This window comes from Paeniglutamicibacter gangotriensis Lz1y, from assembly GCF_000348945.1.
GTDB classification, from domain to species: domain Bacteria; phylum Actinomycetota; class Actinomycetes; order Actinomycetales; family Micrococcaceae; genus Paeniglutamicibacter; species Paeniglutamicibacter gangotriensis.
In genome coordinates this window covers 24,437-43,766 of record NZ_AOCK01000016.1, presented here as the reverse complement: position 1 = coordinate 43,766, position 19,330 = coordinate 24,437, and the positions used below count along the sequence as shown (strand labels likewise).

The 19,330-nt window shown below is 65.0% G+C and carries 16 protein-coding genes; 8 read left to right on the top strand and 8 right to left on the bottom strand.

The features are described 5' to 3' along the window. Positions 1-62: 62 nt before the first annotated feature. From ADIAG_RS19680 to ADIAG_RS19670, 3 genes are all read right to left on the bottom strand, one after another. Positions 63-689 carry a site-specific integrase gene (locus ADIAG_RS19680; RefSeq protein ID WP_235045978.1) on the bottom strand — a complete coding sequence of 209 codons (627 nt, stop codon included), beginning with the start codon at positions 687-689 and terminating at the stop codon, positions 63-65. An 876-nt stretch (positions 690-1,565) separates the two neighbouring features. Beyond that, complete coding sequence (locus ADIAG_RS19675; RefSeq protein WP_007273216.1) at positions 1,566-1,898, bottom strand: helix-turn-helix domain-containing protein; 333 nt, start codon at positions 1,896-1,898, stop codon at positions 1,566-1,568. Further along, positions 1,895-3,016: a tyrosine-type recombinase/integrase gene (locus ADIAG_RS19670; RefSeq protein WP_007273215.1), complete on the bottom strand. Its 1,122-nt coding sequence runs from the start codon at positions 3,014-3,016 to the stop codon at positions 1,895-1,897. The genes ADIAG_RS19675 and ADIAG_RS19670 overlap by 4 nt, the downstream gene beginning before the upstream one ends. 288 nt (positions 3,017-3,304) lie before the next feature. On the opposite strand from ADIAG_RS19670, the gene ADIAG_RS19665 reads away from it, so the two are divergent. The 7 genes from ADIAG_RS19665 to ADIAG_RS19635 all read left to right on the top strand — a co-directional run bounded on the left by ADIAG_RS19665 (position 3,305) and on the right by ADIAG_RS19635 (position 13,031). Continuing rightward, positions 3,305-6,310, top strand: a complete 3,006-nt coding sequence (locus ADIAG_RS19665; protein WP_083874347.1) for a Tn3 family transposase — start codon at positions 3,305-3,307, stop codon at positions 6,308-6,310. Between the two features lie 782 nt (positions 6,311-7,092). Then, positions 7,093-7,542, top strand: coding sequence for a DUF6153 family protein (locus ADIAG_RS19660; RefSeq protein WP_007273212.1), 450 nt, complete (start codon positions 7,093-7,095; stop codon positions 7,540-7,542). 364 nt (positions 7,543-7,906) lie between these two features. After that, positions 7,907-8,779, top strand: coding sequence for a F510_1955 family glycosylhydrolase (locus ADIAG_RS19655; RefSeq protein WP_007273211.1), 873 nt, complete (start codon positions 7,907-7,909; stop codon positions 8,777-8,779). Beyond that, the gene (locus tag ADIAG_RS19650; RefSeq protein ID WP_007273210.1) at positions 8,776-9,459 is read left to right on the top strand and encodes a GNAT family N-acetyltransferase; all 684 of its coding nucleotides are present in this window, start codon (positions 8,776-8,778) and stop codon (positions 9,457-9,459) included. Before ADIAG_RS19655 ends, ADIAG_RS19650 begins: the two co-directional genes overlap by 4 nt. A 223-nt stretch (positions 9,460-9,682) precedes the next feature. Further along, positions 9,683-11,740 (top strand): copper-translocating P-type ATPase, encoded by a 2,058-nt coding sequence (locus ADIAG_RS19645; protein WP_051060027.1) that lies wholly within the window; start codon positions 9,683-9,685, stop codon positions 11,738-11,740. Between the two features lie 93 nt (positions 11,741-11,833). Continuing rightward, complete coding sequence (locus ADIAG_RS22720; protein WP_152426241.1) at positions 11,834-12,328, top strand: DUF6153 family protein; 495 nt, start codon at positions 11,834-11,836, stop codon at positions 12,326-12,328. Between the two features lie 94 nt (positions 12,329-12,422). Further along, entirely contained in the window at positions 12,423-13,031 is a 609-nt protein-coding gene (locus tag ADIAG_RS19635) for a DUF305 domain-containing protein (RefSeq protein WP_235045977.1), read from the top strand. Positions 13,032-13,175: 144 nt separating this feature from the next. Here the strand turns inward: ADIAG_RS19635 and ADIAG_RS19630 are convergent, their stop codons facing one another. Continuing rightward, positions 13,176-13,814, bottom strand: a complete 639-nt coding sequence (locus ADIAG_RS19630) for a CueP family metal-binding protein (RefSeq protein WP_007273205.1) — start codon at positions 13,812-13,814, stop codon at positions 13,176-13,178. Positions 13,815-14,345: 531 nt separating this feature from the next. Next, positions 14,346-14,735 (bottom strand): heavy metal-responsive transcriptional regulator, encoded by a 390-nt coding sequence (locus ADIAG_RS19625; protein WP_007273204.1) that lies wholly within the window; start codon positions 14,733-14,735, stop codon positions 14,346-14,348. A gap of 109 nt (positions 14,736-14,844) precedes the next feature. Between ADIAG_RS19625 and merA the strand changes: the two genes are divergently transcribed. Next, entirely contained in the window at positions 14,845-16,275 is a 1,431-nt protein-coding gene (merA, locus tag ADIAG_RS19620; RefSeq protein WP_007273203.1) for a mercury(II) reductase, read from the top strand. A gap of 190 nt (positions 16,276-16,465) precedes the next feature. Here merA and ADIAG_RS19615 read toward each other — a convergent pair whose 3' ends face one another. Genes ADIAG_RS19615 through ADIAG_RS19605 form a run of 3 tightly spaced genes read right to left on the bottom strand, consistent with a single transcriptional unit; the run spans position 16,466 to position 19,298 of the window. Next, positions 16,466-16,972, bottom strand: a complete 507-nt coding sequence (locus tag ADIAG_RS19615) for a signal peptidase II (protein ID WP_007273202.1) — start codon at positions 16,970-16,972, stop codon at positions 16,466-16,468. Beyond that, a complete protein-coding gene (locus ADIAG_RS19610) occupies positions 16,969-18,915 on the bottom strand; it encodes a heavy metal translocating P-type ATPase (RefSeq protein ID WP_007273201.1) in 1,947 nt (648 codons plus the stop codon). The genes ADIAG_RS19615 and ADIAG_RS19610 overlap by 4 nt, the downstream gene beginning before the upstream one ends. Then, positions 18,912-19,298, bottom strand: a complete 387-nt coding sequence (locus ADIAG_RS19605; protein ID WP_007273200.1) for an ArsR/SmtB family transcription factor — start codon at positions 19,296-19,298, stop codon at positions 18,912-18,914. The genes ADIAG_RS19610 and ADIAG_RS19605 overlap by 4 nt, the downstream gene beginning before the upstream one ends. Positions 19,299-19,330: the final 32 nt, after the last annotated feature.

Sequence of the window (19,330 nt, the reverse complement as noted above, 5' to 3'; positions counted from 1 at the left end):
GTGCTCACAGCGTCCGGCCTGGTTCTCCAATGCTCATCACGGGGTCTTACTGGTAACGCCCGCTATTCAAGTGGTCTGTATTCATGTGGCGTCCCGGCTGTGGCCGATGGGTCATGGGCCCCTGCTGCATAGCCACTCCAGGGTGATCCTGCTTCGGCGGCGATCCTGGTGGTGCTGGTGTGGTGGTAGCCCAGGGCTTGGGCAAGGACAGGTGCCGGGATCTGGAGCGCAAGGTGTCGTATCGCGGAGATTCGTCCACGTTGGGGCGGGATGCCTAGTTTGTGAAGGAAACTGAGAAGCGTGGACTGGTGAAGGGGTTCTCCGGCGCGGTGCCCCGGGAACAGCCAGCAAGATCCGGGATTTGTTGCCGAATCCATGTGGGGGCGGTTTGCCACATAATCATGCAAGATCCGGGCCAGCGGTTCGGGTACCGGCGTCGGCGGATCTCCCAGACGAATGGTGGTGGTGCCACCGTCGGTGGTGATGTCGCTGGTTCTGAGTCTCAAGATGCGCGTTACCGGTTGGGCGTAGAGCAGTACCAGCAGCCCGGCGATTCTGGCAGGCAGCGGGATGCTCTCCTCGGTGAGGAGTCGCTGGATGGCGTTGATTCTGTGGTGTTGGCCCATGGGTGTCTGGGCGCTTGACTTGCGGTAATGGACGGTCAGGACGGGCATGGTGCCGATTTTCATGCACCACGTCAGAAATGCGTTGGATGAGCGGCGTGTCGAGTAATTCTCGCTTTGCCAGAGATCCAAATCGGTTTGCCGGGTGTGGTTGAGGGCCGTGCCGCGGCGGTTGATCCAGATCAGGAACGCCAAGGCCTGGGGCCATTTTGGTCGGAGAGATGCCCAGCGGGGCCTTGGCTGCCTTGGCCCGGAGCTTGCGGAGTTGGTGCCAGGTGGCGAAACGGCGCAGCAGCCGGGCGTGCTCCAAATCCGTCACGGCTGCCAGATGGGTGTCCAACCACCGTTCGAAGAGCAGGAGCTGCCTGTCCTTGAGGGGCAGGATGCCGCTTTGCATGAGCAGGTCGCGTAAATAGGCCGCGCTTCTCCAATTGGGCAGTTGCTGGAACGCTTCTTGGGTCAACTCGAGCCGACCGGAGGCAAGATCACTGAGCAGGGCTTGGGGTTGTGGACTCCTGAGCCAGCCCAGCCCCAGTGCTGGCTGCTGCATGGTCCTCAGCTGATCGAACAGCGGGATCAAGGGTGGGTGGATGCGGCCGGTGCCATCATCAAGAAGTGCCCTCAACCGGTCGGTGAGGGTGCATCCTTCACACAGTCTTTTACCGAGCAGTCGTCCTTCAAAGCGGCAACGGTTGCAGAAAAAATCCCGGGTAATTCCCGCGCAGTCCCGGCAGATAGGCGCCCCCGCACCGTCCCTGCCCGGCAGCAGTCGTTCGGCATCGCAGCAGGGGCAGGAACCGTAGGTGCGGGTGGCATTGTCCAGGCAGTTCCGGCAGATTGGTCCATCCGACCAGTTCGCCGCTTTGGCAGCCCACCGGCCGCAGCGGACACAGGTGCGCACGTGCCACCGCTCATACTTCTCACGACTGTCGTAGGCCGGGCTCACGGTTCGGGGGTGATCCTGGCGCGCTTGGGCCGAATGGTGGCGGTAAAGTCCACGACTTCGGCGCCAGCGGTGGCCGTGCGGCGCGGGGCCACGGCCTCTGCCCGGGTGGCGATCAGCTCTGCGGGGGTCACATCCAGGATGTCGCAGAGCGCGGCGAGGACCGGTAGGGAGAGTCGCTCGGGGATCCGGGTGACCAACCGCCAGACCTGCACCGAGGACAGCTCGATGCCACGCTGGAGCAGCAGCGGGGATAGGTCGGTGGCGGTGAAGATCCCTCGGGTGGCCATGACCTCCCGCAGCATCCACTGGTAACTGACATGGCGTTTCATTGTGGTTTCCTTTCAAGCTTCAGGGCAGCAGCAACAGCGGTGTCCAGGGCGCGGCGGAGCGTCCTGGTGCGGAAGTCGGAAGAGACACAGGTATAGATCGAGGTGGTGGATGCGTGTTCGTGGCCGACCTGTTCCTGGACGAATCGGGCGTCCCAGCCATCCTCGATCAGGTGCGTGACGTAGGAACGCCGGAAGGAATGGAAGTCCAGTCCCTGGTCCAGGCCCAGGCTGTCCCGGTAGGTGCCGAAGCGGGTGTTCATCTGGGTGAAGCCCACGTGTGCGGATCGTTCCGAGGGCCATAATGCCCCGGCCTTGGCCGTTGGGAACATCGGACGGACTTCTTCATTCCATTGCTGCAGGATCTCCGCTGACCAGTCGAAGACCGTCAGCACGCTGCGGCGTTTGGGTGGGGAGCCTTTGTTTGCCTTGCCGTGGAGGACGTAGAGGACGCCGTATTCCCCGAACTCAGGGCCCCGGGGGTTGCGGCCAAAGTCCACAACATCAAGCATCCTCGTCTCGTTGCGGCGCAGTCCGAAGGCGTATGCGGTCTTGAAGAGCATTGCGTCACGGAATGCCGGCAGCCAGCCCTTGCGTCCTTGCCCGCGCACCCGGCTGACCTGTTCATCGGCATGGTCAAAGAATGCCTGTAGTTCATCGCGGGTGAAGGCTCGCTTGGCCGGTCCTGCCTCGGCTTCCTGGACATGCACGGCGGCGTTCCACTCGTGGATCACCTGGATCGGGTGGGTTCCGAAGCGTTCCTGGCAGACGGTGGCCCAGCCATAGCCGGGATCGGTAATAAAGGCACAGAACGAACGGATGGTGCCTTGGTAGTTCCGCAACGTGGAGCGACGCAGGTTCCGGACCGAACGCAGATCACCCATCCACTCATCGACCATTTGCGGGGTCCAGGTCCACGGAAAGGCATCGGCGTGGTGGATGAATGACCGCACAGCATTCTCGCGGCCCTCGATCGTGGAGAAAGCCAGGTTCCGCGCCAGCTGCTGGTTGCGCCAGCCGTCAAGCATGGCGGTGAAGACCTGCTCCTCCGGCCGCAGCAGCGGCAGATTACCGAGCAGATGGAGTCCCACCGCCCCTCGTTCGAAGCCGTTTCCGACCATCAAAAATCACCCCTTCACCGCTTACATCAGGTGAATGTATCTTTCATCAGATGTAAATCGATTACAAGGGTTCAGGTCAAAAGGAATTTCATGGCCGCACACCAGCCCCACCGGGCTGGCTCGTCCGAGAGAGCCCCGCGCCGGGTTATGCCTCTGACCTGACCCAATGGCGAAATCTCTCGGAATGTTCAAAGTGCCCGCAATAGAACATCAGATGAAATTGCGTTTATAAGGATGATCGGCCCGGAAATTCACGCTAAGGAGTCCGCTGCCTGTTGAATGGGTTCCATGGCGGTCGATTTTCTAAGTGATGAGCAGGCCGCAGGGTTCGGCAGATTCCCCGACGAGTTACCGGCGGAGGACCTGGAACGCTTCTGTTGGTTGGACGATGCCGACCTGTCAGTCGTTGGTCGTCGCCGGGGAAAGCACAACCGCCTGGGATTCGCCGTCCAACTGATCACGGTGCGGGCGGTGGGACGGTTCCTGACGGATCCGCTGGCAGTCCCGTGGCCGGTGGTGGAATCCCTGGCCGGGCAGCTGGGCATTGCCGATGCCTCCGTTCTCAAGCTCTACGCGCAACGGGGACAGACCGCTTACGAGCACGCCGCGGAAATCTCCACCGTGTACGGGTACATGGAATTGGCCGATCCGGCCAAGCACGAGGAGCTGAGGCTTTTCCTTTCGGCCCGCGCGTGGACCTCGCCGGAGGGACCGGTGCGCCTGTTTGAACGGGCGGCCCTCTGGCTGCGCGAGCGCAAGGTCCTTCTCCCCGGCGTCTCCACGTTGACGCGCCTGGTCTCGGAGGTCCGTGCCGGATCCAATGAACGTCTTTATACCATGCTGGTCGATGCGGCCGGACCCGCCCTGGTCCTGGAGCTGGAAGGCCTGCTGCGCGTTGGGGACGGCTCCAGGCTGACCGCGTGGGAAAGGCTGCGGACCGGGCCCTCGAGGGTATCGGTGCCGGAATTGCTGCGGCAGCTGGACCGGCTGGCACGCCTGCGGGCCCTGGGGGCCGGGACCATCGATGTACAGACGATCCCCGAGAGCCGCATGAATGCCCTGGCCCGCTACGGGTTGGCGGGCAAGGCCTCATCGCTTCGAGGACTATCGGGCCAGCGCCGGGGCGCAACCCTGCTCTGTGCCGTGCGCGCCTTGACGTCGGAGGTTGCCGATGACTTGTGTGACGCCCTGGACGCCATTGTCACCGAACGCGTTCTGCGCAAGGCAACCAGGGAATCCACTGCCGCCCGCTTGAAGTCACTGCCCCGCTTGTCCAAGGCCTCACTGCAGCTGGCAAAGGCCGCGAAAACACTGGTCGAGGTCCTGAGCAACACTCAATATTCCAGCACAGAGACCGCCTCGGCGCTGGCCGAGCAGGTTTCCCTGCCCGAGCTACGCGCCGCGGTGGACGTGGTGAACGAATTGGTGAATCCCGAAGGCACCGAGGGCGACACTGCGGCGCAGATGATGCGCAGGTTCACCACCGTACGGTCATTCCTGCCGACGTTGGCCGCGGCGGCACCCTTCGGGTCCACCGCGGGCGGGGCGCCAACGCTGGCGGCACTGGCAGCGCTGCCGGAGATCCTGGACGGCCGCAGAAAGGCCCCGGGCGAGGTTGACCTGTCCGTGCTCTCGCCGGCATGGCAGCGCCTCGTCACGGCTTCGGATGACATCAATCGCAAGGCCTACACGGTGGCGGTGATGGATGCCGTGCACAAGGCGCTGCGGCGCAGGGACATCTTCGTGGTGGGCGGGCGCCGCTGGGGAGATCCCAGGGCGCGGTTGCTGAGCGATCCGGCGTGGCAGGAAACCAAGAACGAGACCTTGAGGGCACTCCAGCTGCCCGAAGAGCCCGCAGAGCACCTTCAGGGTGTCCGCCACCGCCTGGATGCCCGCTATCGTGCGGCGGCAGGCCAGCTGGCAGGTCATCCCGCGGTACGCATTGACGACGCCGGAAAGGTCCACCTCTCACCCCTGGAAGCCAAGACGATACCGGAGTCCCTGGCGCAGTTGCGGGGGCTGGTCTCAGGGATGCTGCCGCGGGTGGACCTGCCCGATGTGCTGCTGGAAGTGCATTCCTGGACGGGTTTCCTCTCGGAATTCAGCCACGTCTCGGAGGCCTCCGCGAGGATGGGCCGGCTCGATGTCTCCGTCGCCGCCATCCTGGTCGCCGAGGCCTGCAACGTAGGGCTGACACCTGTGGTCAAGGACGGCCACCCCGCCCTGACCCGCGGACGCCTGAGCCACGTCGACCAGAACTATGTGCGCGCCGATACGCTGCGCGCGGCCAACGCCCGCCTCATCCAAGCCCAGTCCGGTCTCGGACTCGCGCAGCGCTGGGGCACCGGCCTGCTGGCGTCCGTCGACGGGATGCGGTTCGTGGTGCCGGTGTCCACCGTCAATGCCGGGGCGAATCCGCGCTACTTCGGCCAGGGCCGCGGCCTGACCTGGCTGAACTATCTCAACGACCAGGTCTCCGGCCTGGGCGCCGTCGTCGTCCCGGGAACGGTCCGCGATTCCCTGCACATTCTGGACGGGCTGCTCGATCTCGAAGGGGGCCAACGCCCCGAGATGGTCGCCACCGACACGGCCTCCTACTCGGACCAGGTTTTCGGGCTTTTCACCCTGCTCGGATACCGGTTCTCGCCCCGCCTGGCGGGGTTGCCGGACCAGCGGTTCTGGCGCATCGACACCGCGGCGGACTACGGGGAGCTGAACGCGGTGGCCGGCCGCAACCGCATCAACATGGATCTGATCACGACCAATTGGCCAGACATGCTCCACCTGGCCGGATCCCTGACCGCCGGGACCGTGCGCGCCTCGGAAATCCTGCGGGTCACCCAGGGCGGAGGGACACCCACCCTGCTCGGAAAGGCATTGGCGGAGTACGGCAGGATCGCCAAGACCGAGCACCTGCTGGACTTCATCGATGCCGACGAGGGTTACCGCCGGCAAATCCACACGCAGCTGACGCTGCAGGAATCCCGGCATGCCCTGGCCAGGCTTATCTTCCACGGCAGGAGGGGGCAGATACGCCAGTCTTACCGGGAAGGCCAGGAAGACCAGCTCGGCGCCCTCGGCTTGGTCCTGAACGCGGTCATCTTGTGGAACACCCGCTACCTGGATGCCGCGCTCACCGAGCTCCGCGGCCGGGGAGCAGGTGTTGCCGATGAGGATGTGAAGCGTCTTTCGCCGCTGGGATCGGAACACATCAACATGCTGGGCCGCTACTCTTTCGCTGCGGACGCCACTGGCACGCAGCTTCGACCCTTCCGGAACCCCGATGAGGAGTGAGAGGGGCGGCCATAATGTGAAAAAGTGAAATATCCGACGCTAAGGATTAGTTCAGTGTCGTAAGTGCCTGTCATTTCGGTTCCCCATAGGATTGACCTTCTGCTTTCACGGGCGGGGCAAGGGTGTGCAGAAATGTCGCGCACAGTAACGATGCGACGGATGCGAGGAGCACGAGCACTCCGAACCCCGCAGCGATGCTGACTGCCATTGCGATCGAGCCGACGAGGAAAGTGTCCTCCGGAGTCACCGATTTGCCGGTCGAGTTCTGCCGATCCCACGGTTCGGTCCATTTGTTCCGGAGGAGTTGTTGCGGCGAGCTGGGCAAACGCAAGAGGTGTCGTGATGCCGATGAGGACTGCTGCCGCGTAGAGCGTCGCGGGCCATGGCGCGAGGACGACGATCCCCACAGCGAAAAGGCCAACCCCGAACCGTGCACGTGGGATCTTCACCGCTGAGCCGGAATGCCGGATGATGAATTCTGTGTTTGGGGACGGCCCCGTCGGGTGGAGGTACTGCGTGATTGTCCTTTCGGATGCACGCTCCCGTAAAATGATGCAGAGTCATCCGGAGCACCGGACCCATGGCCGTGGTTTCGATGGCCCTGCGTTTTGGCAGTCGCACCCGGTGCCATGGCACCGGCAACAGCCGCGGGCCCCACCTGGTTCTCGACGCGTACCGGGTGGCTCACTGCACCATAGTTGTGGCGCGTTGACCTGAATCCCGGCCAGCTCTCCGGAACGCCGCACGAACAGGTCCGAAACTACTGGGAAAGGAAGCCCGCCGTGAACAAACGACGAGCAATCCTGCCCTCGGTGATTCGCCCTGCGTTCCTGATGGTGGCCCTGATCCTTGGCCTGCTCGCGATGCATATCCTCGGCGTGGACCACCAGGTACCGCACGCAACACATGGTTCCCCTGTCACAGTCACCGAGCAGGCAGGGACTCCGGATTCCTCCCGGGACCTGACCCACCTGTCGGCGCCGGCGCAGCACGCCCCTGTCGACGATTCCAATGCCTCTTTTGCCGGGGATTCCCTGGGCGGCATGGAATCGGCCGTGCTCGGCATGTGTATCCTGGCCCTGTCCCTCGGCGGAATCTTCTTACACCTGGTGTCCCGAGCCTTCCGACCGGTCCCCGGGCGCGGGCTCGCTGCCCCGCCGGTGACCTGGTTCCCACCAAGCCGCGCCCGCACCACACCTTCACTGGTTCAGCTCTCGATCAGCCGCACGTAAAACCAATGGCTTGCCCCGGGCCAGCCATCCCTTTTTCGTGCCCGTTTCCGCCACAGAAGCCCCGATAAGCACTGAGGCTAAAGCCGTCCTTGGTGCCACCACATTATCCGTGCCCAGGATCGCCGACCATGTCTTGACCTGCTCCACTTCCTTGCTTGCTGCGGTGATCCCAGCTGTCACGCGACAGCTGCGATCGGCGATGAACGCCACGGAAAAAGCACTGCCGAACAACAGGTGGCATTTGCCGGACCGACCAATGCATTCGGTCGGCTGCCCGCCGACACCATCTACGCAGTGAGTGGGTTTGGGGCACCCAAGCATCACTCCATCAGGCTCATTCCTGCACTTTTTCCCCTGGAGAACCATGTCTTCCACCCTGCCCATTTTTCGTCGCACCCGAAGGTGGTCGGCGACGGCCGTCGCCGTGCTTGCCACCCTGGGACTTGCCGCGTGCGGCGAGCCCACGAATTCGAGTGCCGGCGAACTGCCACCGGCCAACCCCTATGGCCACATCCACGCCATCACCATCGTGGAATCAACCCACCGAGTCCTGCTCGCCACCCACAACGGCCTCTTTGACGCCACCGAAACCGCTCCCCAAAAGATCGGCCCAACGGTCGACCTCATGGGATTCACTGCCACATCGGACGGGACCTTCTACGCATCCGGGCATCCCGGGCCGGGTGCCGATCTGCCCAATCCTCTGGGCCTGACCAAATCCACCGACGGCGGAGAATCCTGGACACCCCTCTCGTTGCAGGGTGCATCCGATTTTCATGCGTTGACCGTGACCAGCGACCTGATCATCGGCTACGACGGGAACCTCCGCTCAACGGTTGATGGCCACCAGTGGTCGGATATCGGTCCCATGGCACCAACCCCCTACGCGCTGGTGGGAAGCCCCGAGAGTACCGTGGTCCTGGCGACCACCGAGGAGGGGGTCTGGCGATCCCTGGACAGCGGAAGAACCTGGTCGGCCCCCAACGGAGGACCCCGGCTCCTGACGGCCGCATTCGCGGATCCAATGACCATCGTGGGTGTCACGCCCGAAGGCAGCGTGCACCTGAGCCTCGATGCCGGGCTGTCCTGGAAAGGAACCGGAGCCGAGGTGGATCAACCGGCGACCATGGGCGCCACCCGAAACGCGGATGGAAACATTTCCCTCTGGATGGCTATGGAACGCGGACTGGTGAAGTTCACCTACGACGGCACCACCCTCACCGAGGAGACCCGATGAGCCAGATGGAACTGAAATTTCCCAGCACCCGATCCCCCGTGGTCATCAGGCAGGCCACGGAAGAAGACCTGCAATTGATGGCCTCGGACGTGATCCTGTTTCTGCCCGAGGGGCTGTTCCCCCGTTTGGGCAAACGCTTCGTGCGGCGGTGGATGAGAACCTTTCTGACCGAACAATATGGGGTGGCCCTGGTCGCGGTGACCATCGATGCCCCGCAGCAGCAAGTGGGGCTCCTGATCGGCTCCACCAACCAAATCCACCACGTCGCCGACGTCCTGCACCAGCACAAGTGGAGCCTGCTGCGCGCGGGGTTGGCGGCGCTCTGCCTTCGTCCACGGGTGCTGCTTCACTTTCTGCGCACCCGGGCCCGACCCTACCTGCGCCGCATCATGGGGCACACCAACAACCCGGAGGCCGGGTCCGGCCCCAGACCGGCAACGGCCGTGATCACCTCGCTCGTGGTGCGGCCCACGATGCGGGCCGGGGGAATCGGACGATTCCTGGTGGAGGAATTCCTCGACCGTGCAACGGCGGACCAAGCGTCCCTGGCCGAGCTCGTGACCACGGCAGGAGCCGAGGGGGCGGGGGCCTTCTACACGAAGATTGGCTGGAAACGCGTGGAGGAACGATATTCAAAGGACGGGACGCCAATCCACACCTATCACCGCTCCCTGCCGTAGCCGGCCGCAGTAACAACGCGGCGCTCCGGCCGGGAGATGGGCAACGGCATCGAGCGGGCGCCGCAGCAGACGCCGCCGCTCAGGAATCTGCCGTTTGAACATGTATACCCCATGGGGGTATGTTTGGGGTGTTGTTGGTGAAGTAGCCGGCCGTCTGCCGGGTCCGCACTGATCAAGGAGAATCATGGAAGAGCAAAGCAAGGGGCACCTCCACCAGGAGACGATGCCTGGCATGGATCACGCGGCCATGGGGCACGGGGAGATAGTCCACGACGACCATGCTCTCCATACCCAGGGCCAGCATGCCGGGCACAGCACCGCCATGTTCAAAAACCGCTTCTGGCTGACCCTGGCCCTGTCGATTCCGGTGGTGTACTTCAGCCCCATGGTCGGGCACCTGCTCGGATACAACCCACCGCAATTTCCCGGCTCACTGTGGATCGCCCCGATCCTGGGCACGATCATCTTTTTCTATGGCGGCCAGCCGTTCCTGAAGGGCGGCTGGCAGGAGATCAAGGCCCGACAACCGGGCATGATGCTGCTGATTTCCATGGCCATCACGGTCGCGTTCATCGCCTCCTGGGTGACAAGCCTGGGGATCGGCGGATTCGACCTGGACTTCTGGTGGGAACTGGCCCTGCTGGTGGCCATCATGCTGCTGGGGCACTGGATCGAAATGCGGGCCCTGGGCTCTGCCCGCGGCGCCCTGGACGCGCTGGCGGCCCTGCTCCCCGACGAGGCCGAGCGGGTCATCGACGGCGGCACCGAAACCATCGGCATCACCGAACTGGTGGCCGGGGATATTGTCCTGGTGCGCTCGGGGTCGCGCATGCCCGCTGACGGGCTCATCACCGAAGGCTCCGCCGAGGTGGATGAATCGATGATCACCGGGGAGTCAAAAACCGTCCCCCGCACCATCGGGGACCCCGTGGTGGCAGGGACCGTTGCCACCGACAGCTCCCTGCGCCTGAAGGTCACCGCCGTCGGGGATGACACCGCACTGGCCGGGATCCAGCGATTGGTGGCCGAGGCCCAGTCATCCACCTCCCGGGCCCAGGCGCTGGCCGACCGGGCCGCCGCGTTCCTGTTCTACTTCGCCGCCGGTGCCGGCGTCATCACCTTCATCGTCTGGTCAATGCTGGGCAGCATCCCGGAGGCGGTGACCCGCACCGTGACGGTCCTGGTCATTGCCTGCCCACATGCCTTGGGGCTGGCCATCCCGCTGGTGATCGCGATCTCTACCGAGCGGGCCGCCCGCGCCGGGGTGTTGATCAAGAACAGGATGGCCCTGGAGCGGATGCGCACCATCGATGTGGTCTTGTTCGACAAGACCGGCACCCTGACCAAGGGAGAATCGGCACTCACCGATATCGAGTCGATCCCTGGCCTGCCGACCGACGAGGTGTTGGCTCTGGCCGCCGCCGTCGAATCCGACAGTGAACACCCCGTGGCCCGTGCCATCGTCAACGCCGCCCACCTCACCGGTGCACCGGTGCCAACGGCCACGGACTTCAGGTCCATGACCGGACGCGGCGTCCAGGCAACCGTTGAGGGCTCGGTGCTCGCCGTGGGCGGACCGGCACTTCTGGCGGAGTTGAACCTGACCGAGCCCGAACAGATCGCTGCGGCCACTAGGGGTTGGAAGGACCGGGGCGCCTCGGTGCTGCACGTCATTCGGGACGGGGCCGTGATCGGGGCCGTCGCCCTGGAGGACGAGGTCCGGGACGAATCCCGCCAAGCGGTCCAGGCGTTGCAGAACAGGGGCATCAAGGTCGCCATGATCACCGGGGATGCACGCCAGGTGGCCCAGGCAGTGGCCGCCGAACTGCACATCGATGAGGTGTTCGCCGAGGTCCTGCCGCAAGACAAGGACCAGAAGGTCGCCGAGCTGCAGGCCCGCGGACTGAAGGTCGCCATGGTCGGTGACGGCGTCAACGACGCCCCGGCCCTGGCCCGTGCCGAGGTCGGCATCGCGATCGGTGCCGGCACGGATGTCGCCATGGAATCGGCCGGGGTGGTGCTGGCCGGCAACGACCCGAGGGCCGTGTTGTCCATGGTGGATCTCTCCCACGCCAGCTACCGGAAAATGTGGCAGAACCTGGTGTGGGCCACCGGCTACAACATCATTTCCGTGCCGCTGGCGGCCGGGGTGTTCGCGTTTGCCGGGATCGTGCTGTCCCCTGCCGCCGGTGCGGTGCTGATGTCCCTGTCCACCATTGTTGTGGCGTTGAATGCCCAATTGTTGCGTCGACTCAAGCTCAACCCGGCCGACGTCCGCTGACCCCTTCCGAGGCGCAGAGGAACCACCCAGCTTGCGTCCGTAGAATACACAACGACCTCATCACCCCCGCCATTGACCGGAAGGACCGCCACGGTGCGCACGACCAAAACATCACCCGGTGTGGGGTCCGTCCTGTCCAGGATCGGGTGGTTGGCCGTTGTCTTGGCCATCGTCGGAGGGCTCCTTGGCATGCATGTGATTGGTGCGGTCCCGGCAATGTCGATGGAGCATTCGGAGGTGACCAGCACCGATGCGACGACCACTGCGCTCATGCACACCGCGGCGCCGAGGCACACGATGTCCCCAACCTCACCGCCAGCGGGACAACCGGCTGCCCACATGTTCATGCCTGACCAACAGGGCGGTCCGATGGACTGCGGCGGTTCGCCCTCCGAAGGCCACGCCTCCATGAACGGCCACGGAACCTGTGTCCCCTCCTTCGGCTCAGACATCTTGAGCTTGCCCTTGCCCGGTGTTCTCACCGGGATGCAAACCGGTACGGCATTTACCAGCGTGCCGGGACCCAAGTCGAAGGGTCGGGTCCCCGACCCACCCTCGTTGACTCAGCTCTCGATCATTCGAACGTAAACCACCGATGTTTCCCGCCACCCCGGTGGCGGGACCCTCATCCATGTGTCCCAACGGGATGCTTGTTTACCTTTCGAAACCTTTGAACGAAGGAATGATCCCTTTGAAGAAATTTCTAGTCCTTTCAACCACCGCACTGGCCGCCGTCATCGCCCTGGCCGGGTGCGCCACCGGGGCCGGCGAAGAGATGCCGGGCATGGACCACAGCACCTCGGCGACCTCCGGCACGACAACGGATGTCGCCGTCGGGGAGCATAATTCAGCTGACACCATGTTCTCCCAGATGATGATTCCCCACCACGAACAGGCAGTGGAGATGAGTGACATCATGCTGGCCAAGACCGGCCTGGACCCCAAGATCGAGACCTTGGCCCAAGACATCAAGGCCGCCCAAGCCCCGGAAATCCAAAAAATGACCGATTGGCTCACCGCTTGGTCCGAGCCGACCTCCATGTCCGGAAGCCACGGCATGGACGGCATGATGACCGACGCCGACCTGGACAAGCTCACCGCGGCACAGGGAACCGAGGCGAGCAAGCTGTTCCTGACCCAGATGATCGCCCACCACGAAGGGGCCGTGAAGATGGCCAAGACAGAGGTCGCCGACGGCAAGAACGCCGACGCGGTTGCCCTGGCCAAGGACATCGTTTCCTCCCAGGAAGCCGAGATCCAGGATATGAGGGACCTGCTCGCCACCTTGTAGCAGCCCCCGGCATTGCCTTTTGCGGTGGTGGTTCCGAAATGTTTCGGAACCATCACCTGCGCCCCTTCTGCCCTGCGTGTTCTTCGGAGTGTTCACCCAACCCAGTGTGGCTCGGTTCCGAGCTCCGGGTCGGTGGTCGGTGGGTCAGCTTAGATGCAGGCCGGTGAGACAGGTGGGTCCGTCCGGTCCGGAGTTGAAGGTAGAGGTGGCTGTTTCGCCGGGAGTCGTTACGGTGACCGTTCCGGTGTGATCTCGGGGGATCCAGAAGCCGATGAATCCGTTGGTGTAAGTGACCGCGTCTTCGTCCACGAGGCTCTGGCCGGAATCGGTCGTCACGGTGACGTGGACCGGGGTGCCGGTGAGCTCTCCCTGGCATCCACCGAGGCTGTGATAGTAGCATTCGTGCGTCTGCGTGCGATATGGCGCCATGGAAAGGTAGAACTGCCCTCCCGTGAGGGGGACGTTCACTTGGTTTGTGTCATCCGAGAAGAGCACTTGGTCGTAGCCCACGGAGCCGGTAAGTGGCAGTGGGCGCTGCTTGGCCATCTGGTCGAGTGCGGTGATGGCATCTTCGGCGGTGTCGGCCTGGATGCCGTGGGCGGCGAACAGCTTGCGGGCCTGGGGACCGAGTGCTTTCGCGGCCCCGTCTGTGGGAACCGTGCCGGAACTTTTGGGGGCCGCCGGAAGCGTGGATGAAGTCTGGGGTGAGCAGGCCACCAGGGCCGTGGAGCCGAGCAGGCCAAGGCCGCCGGCGATGATGGATCTGCGGGACAGGGATGTCATGGGGGTCCTTTCCTCCCCGAGGGAACCACCGGGGTCAACGTCCCATTATCCCTTGACTTTGCCCCTGCGTTGCCTGTTTCGGTTTGTGTTCAAGGCCTCGTGAAGTTTTGCTGGCGCGAAGTCCCTGCCGTGGTTCCGCCCGCTGGTCGAAGCCGGTGGGAACAGACTGAGGTTATGGGGGTGAATTCGTCGAGCATCCGGTGCCGAGACATCTTAGCGTCCGGTAACGATCGTTCGCGAGACACTGCTACTTCGGTTTCGTGGCCCCCGGATTCCCGAGGCCGATTTTGTGTGGTTTTCAACGCTAAATGTCGCACTTCCACCCGCCCAAGGCTCACGGCATCCTTCAAACGCGGTGCCGCCGGCGGCCCGGGGACCACTGTCCCGGAAAGGTTCTTGGGGGCCGCGAACGAGCCAGCCCGGAAGACGGAAGAATCCCCAACGAGATGTGCGGGGTCTTGAGTGCTGATCGTTTGTCACCGACAGAAAAACCTGGCTGTGACTCCTATCGATTCCCGGGTCGGAAATCGGTCAGATGTAGCGACAGACCTGGTCGGCGGAGCAGGAATCCGGCTCCGGCTTGCTTGCCTTTTCGTGGAGCTGGGAAATGGTTTCCCTGAGGGCCAGAAGCTCGGAGATCTGGGCATCGAGTTCCCGGAGGCGTTCACCCAGCAAGCCCTGGACGTGCGAGCACGGTGTTTGGCCGTGCTCACGGATCTTCAGGATCTGCCGGATCTGGGCGAGGGTGAGCCCGGCGGCCTGGCCGCGGTGGATGAACCCGACCCGTCCCACGGCCTCCTCGGCGTAGTCCCGATAGCCGGAGGCCAGGCGCTCGGTCGGAGGGAGCAACCCCGACTCCTCGTAGAACCGCAGAGTCTTGGTCGTGGTCCCGGTCGCTTCCGCAAGTTGCCCGATCCTCATGTTCGCCGATTCCCCTCACTCAATGGCCACCCCACTTGACCTTCCACTGTACTGGAAGGTTCATGATGGTGCATAGGAACTTTTGAACCACAGGGAAGAGGCATCTGGAATGACAAACGAACGGTTCGATCTGGCGATTATTGGTTCCGGGGGCGGGGCGTTTGCGGCCGCGATCCGGGCCACCGGACTGGGCAAGCGCGTCGTGATGGTGGAGCGCGGCACCGTGGGCGGGACATGCGTGAACACCGGATGCGTGCCCTCCAAAGCGCTCCTGGCCGCCGCGGAGGCCCGCCACGTGGCGTTGGACTCGGCCCGCTTCCCCGGGGTGGCGGCCTCGGCGGGCCCGGTGGATATACCGGCCCTGATCCAGGGCAAGGCCGCGCTGGTGGAAAGCATGCGCACGGAGAAGTACATCGATCTGGCCGCGGACTACGGCTGGGCCATGGTCGCGGGGGACGCCTCGTTCACCGGGACCCCGGACGCACCGCTGCTCCGGGTCGCCTCCCCGGACGGCGCGCTGCGAACGATCGAGGCCGAACACTACCTCGTGGCCACCGGCTCCACCCCCTATGTGCCGTCCGTCCCAGGACTGGCCGAGTCCGGGTACCTGACCTCGACGACGGCGATGGAACTGGACGAGGTGCCCGAATCTTTGTTGGTCCTGGGTGGGGGCTATGTTGCCCTGGAAATGGCGCAGCTTTTCTCCCGGCTCGGCTCCCGGGTGACCATGCTGGTCCGCTCCCGGTTGGCTTCGCAGGAGGAACCGGAGGCATCCAAGGCCCTGGCGGGGGTGTTCGCCGACGAGGGGATCCGGGTGGTCCGGCGGGCCACCGTGGACACCGTGGAGCGCGATGAGGCAAGCGGAGGGATCATCGCCTCCGCATCCGTGGCCGGCGGAAAGGAAACGTTCCGGGCCGACCGGCTGCTGGTGGCTGTGGGGCGCCGCCCCGTCACCGAGGACCTGGACCTTGACGCCGTCGGGGTGAAGACCGGCACCGCGGGCGAGATCGTGGTCGATTCCCGCCTGGCCACGTCCAACCCGCGCATCTGGGCCGCCGGGGACGTGACCGGCCACCGGGAGTTCGTTTACGTCGCGGCGGCCCACGGCGCCCTGGCCGTGGACAATGCGTTCACCGACGCCGTGGCCGAGGTCAACTACCGGAACCTGCCGCGAGTAACCTTCACCAGTCCCGCACTCGGGTCGGTCGGGATGACGGAGAAGGAAGTCGTGGAGGCCGGGATCCGTTGCGAGTGCCGGGTCCTGCCCCTGGAGTACGTGCCGCGCGCCGTGGTCAACCGAGACACCCGCGGCTTCATCAAGGTGGTCGCCGAACTAGGCACAGGACGGATCCTGGGCATTTCCGCGGTGGCCAAGGACGCCGGGGAAATCGCCGCCGCCGGCGTCTACATCCTCGAAGCGGGAATGACCACCGCACAGGTCGCCGCCGCCTGGAGCCTGTACCTGACGATGGCCGAGGGCATCAGGATTGCCTGCAAGGCCTTCACCACCGACGTGGCAAAGCTCTCCTGCTGCGCCTGAACCGCAGCTCACCTGCAGCAAAGGCATGCCACGAGCCGTGGCTGTCAACCCCGAATTTCGCATTGTTCGCAGCGATATATGCCGCCGACCCGGGTGGGGCAGCGACAATCGGGCCCGTGGAGCTCCACGCCAAATCGCCTGATTCCGGCGATGCCTGGCGGTTGTTGAGTGGAGGTGCCTTCGACTATGGTCAGTCGCCGGGCCGGGGCGCCGATCGAAGCGTGCCGAGGGCATAAAACACGACCCCTGCGGTGACAAAGACATCGGCCAGGTTGAAGGTGGGGAACCACCCGGTGTGCAGGTAGTCCACGACGCCACGCCCGTCGAGCCGGTCAATGAAGTTGCCCATTGCGCCGCCCAGCAGCAGTGCCCCGCCAGCCCGCGAGAGCCCCGTCATGGTGGGTGCCGATGAGAGCAGATACCAGGCCAGGGCGACGATGATCAGTCCGGTCGCGGCAATGACGGCCCACGAGGGCAGGGAGGACCCGAAGCTGAACGCAACGCCGGGGTTGTAGAGCAACCGGAAGTTGACCAACCCCAGATCAATCACCTGCCCGTCGGAGAGCAGGGCCTCGGCCGCCGCCTTGATCACCAGGTCGGCGGCGGCCAGGGCGGCGGCCCAGGCGAGCAGCACGGCCCGGAACCGCCGGACCGGGCGCGGACGCGTCCCGGTCCCCGGTCCCGTTTCGGCGCTCACGCGCTAGGCTCCAGCGCCGGGGCCGACTGCGTGCTTTTCAGTGCGGTCCTGCGGTTGATCCGGCCGGCCCGGACTCCGTTGGCGATCACGACGATTTCCGCCAGTTCGTGGATGAGCACCACAGCGGCCAGCCCGAGCACCCCGAAGAGGGCCAGCGGGATCAGCACGGCAATCAGCAGCAGGGACAGGCCCACGTTTTGCAGCATGATGCGGCGGGTGTTGCGCGCGTGGTCCAGGACCTGGGGCAGGTGGTGCAGGTCCTCGCCCATCAGGGCAATGTCGGCGGTTTCGATGGCCACGTCGGTGCCCATGGCCCCCATGGCGATGCCGGTGTCTGCGGTGGCCAGGGCGGGAGCGTCGTTGATGCCGTCCCCGACCATCGCGGTGGGCTGCCGGGTTTGGAGGGTGCGGATGATCTCCGCCTTGTCCTCGGGGCGCAGGTCGGCGTGGACTTCGGTGATGCCCGCGGCCTTGGCCAGGGCGGTTGCGGTGATGAGGTTGTCCCCGGTGAGCATGGCGGTGGTGTAGCCGGAGGCCGTGAGCCTGGCGATGACCTCGGTTGCTTCGGGGCGCAGTTCGTCGCGGACCCCGATGGCGCCGATGACCTTGCCGTCGTCCTCGATGAGCACGGCCGTGGCTCCGGCGTGCTGCATCCGCTCGATGTCCGGGGTCAGGGCTCCGGCATCGATCCATCCTGGGCGTCCGAGCCGGACACGCCTGCCCTCGAGCCGTCCCTCCAGGCCCGCCCCGGGGACGGTGTCCACGTCGGTGACCGATGCGCGCTCGGTGGTGGCGGCGAGGATGGCGCGGGCCAGCGGGTGTTCGCTGCGGGATTCCAGGCCCGCAGCCAGGGCAAGCACCTGTGTCCGGGTGGCGGGTGCGGTGCCCACGACCTCGATCACGGAGGGTTTGTTTTGGGTCAGGGTTCCGGTCTTGTCCAGGGCGATGGTGCGGATCTTGCCCAGGGTTTCCAGTGCTCCGCCGCCCTTGATGAGTACCCCGATCCGGCTGGCGGCCCCGACGGAGGCAACGACGGTGACGGGCACGGAGATGGCCAGCGCGCAGGGCGAGGCGGCAACCAGGACGACCAGGGCGCGTTCGAACCACAGTGCCGGTTCCCCGACGATGAAGCCGAAGACGATGATCAGGGCGGCGGCGATCAGGATGCCGGGGACCAGTTTCCTGGCGATGGAGTCGGCCAGGCGTTGGCCCGGGCCCTTGCGGGATTGCTCGGCCTCGACGATGTGCACGATTTTGGCCAGTGAGTTGTTCTCGGCGGTGCTGGTGACTTCCACTTCCAGCGGGCCGGTGCCGTTGATGGACCCGGCGTAGACCTCGGAGCCGGGGCCGACCTCGACGGGGACGGATTCGCCGGTCAGCGCAGAGGTGTCCAGGGAGGTGCGTCCGGTGAGGATGCGCCCGTCGGTGGCCAGGCGTTCCCCGGGGCGGACCACCATGCGGTCCCCGGGGACCAGGTCGGAGGGGGACACCGTGGTTTCGGTGCCGTTGCGCAGGACCCGGGCTTCGGCCGGCACCAGGTCCAGTAGTGCCCGCAGGCCGCGTCGGGTTTTTGCCAGGGAGTATTCCTCAAGCCCCTCGGAAATCGCATAGAGGAAGGCCAGCATCGCGGCTTCCTCGAACTGGCCCAGGGCCACCGCGCCGATGGCGGCGATCGTCATCAGTGTCCCGACGCCGATTTTTCCCTTGAGCAGGCGTCGGAGCGTGGAGGGAACGAACGTCCAGGCGGCAACCAGCAGCGCACCGAGTTCCAGGGGAAGCGTCAGTATCCGGGGGCCTCCGGCCAGCGAGGCAATCCATCCCGCCAGCAGCAGCACGCCGGAAACGGCGGCCGCGCGGACCTCGGTGACCTGCCAAAACCCCGGGGCCTCTTCGGTTTCACCGGTTTCGGTGGTCTCGTCGCTGCATCCGCAGGCGTCACTCATCGGGCGTTCTCCTCTTCAGTCATCGGGGCGGTGGTGCCGTCGGGGCCGTAGGTCGGGCACAGGCTCACCGCGCTGCCGGTGGCGGCCAGCAGGACCTCGGCCTGGGCGAGCATGTCCATCAGTTCCGGATGGGACAACGAGTAGTACACGCTGCGTCCCTGGGAGCGTCCCTCAACCAGACCGCAGTCACGCAGGCAGGCCACATGCATCGAGGCCGTGGACTGGGGAAGACCCAGCTCGCGGGTGAGGTCTCCGACCCGCACTTCGCCGCCGACCATGCGCTTGAGTATCTTCAGCCGGATCGGGTCGCCGAGGGAGCGAAACAGCGCGGCCGCGGGGTCCAGACCGCACGCATCCGCAGGGGTTTTATGATTGATCAGCATTTTATGATGATATCAGGAAATGTTGATCAATC

Coding starts and splice junctions, on each gene's coding strand:
- ADIAG_RS19680 (WP_235045978.1), bottom strand. CDS start 689: ATGAAAATCGGCACCATGCCCGTCCTGACCGTCCATTACCGCAAGTCA.
- ADIAG_RS19675 (WP_007273216.1), bottom strand. CDS start 1,898: ATGAAACGCCATGTCAGTTACCAGTGGATGCTGCGGGAGGTCATGGCC.
- ADIAG_RS19670 (WP_007273215.1), bottom strand. CDS start 3,016: ATGGTCGGAAACGGCTTCGAACGAGGGGCGGTGGGACTCCATCTGCTC.
- ADIAG_RS19665 (WP_083874347.1), top strand. CDS start 3,305: ATGGCGGTCGATTTTCTAAGTGATGAGCAGGCCGCAGGGTTCGGCAGA.
- ADIAG_RS19655 (WP_007273211.1), top strand. CDS start 7,907: ATGTCTTCCACCCTGCCCATTTTTCGTCGCACCCGAAGGTGGTCGGCG.
- ADIAG_RS19650 (WP_007273210.1), top strand. CDS start 8,776: ATGAGCCAGATGGAACTGAAATTTCCCAGCACCCGATCCCCCGTGGTC.
- ADIAG_RS19645 (WP_051060027.1), top strand. CDS start 9,683: ATGCCTGGCATGGATCACGCGGCCATGGGGCACGGGGAGATAGTCCAC.
- ADIAG_RS19635 (WP_235045977.1), top strand. CDS start 12,423: ATGATCCCTTTGAAGAAATTTCTAGTCCTTTCAACCACCGCACTGGCC.
- ADIAG_RS19630 (WP_007273205.1), bottom strand. CDS start 13,814: ATGACATCCCTGTCCCGCAGATCCATCATCGCCGGCGGCCTTGGCCTG.
- ADIAG_RS19625 (WP_007273204.1), bottom strand. CDS start 14,735: ATGAGGATCGGGCAACTTGCGGAAGCGACCGGGACCACGACCAAGACT.
- merA (WP_007273203.1), top strand. CDS start 14,845: ATGACAAACGAACGGTTCGATCTGGCGATTATTGGTTCCGGGGGCGGG.
- ADIAG_RS19610 (WP_007273201.1), bottom strand. CDS start 18,915: ATGAGTGACGCCTGCGGATGCAGCGACGAGACCACCGAAACCGGTGAA.
- ADIAG_RS19605 (WP_007273200.1), bottom strand. CDS start 19,298: ATGCTGATCAATCATAAAACCCCTGCGGATGCGTGCGGTCTGGACCCC.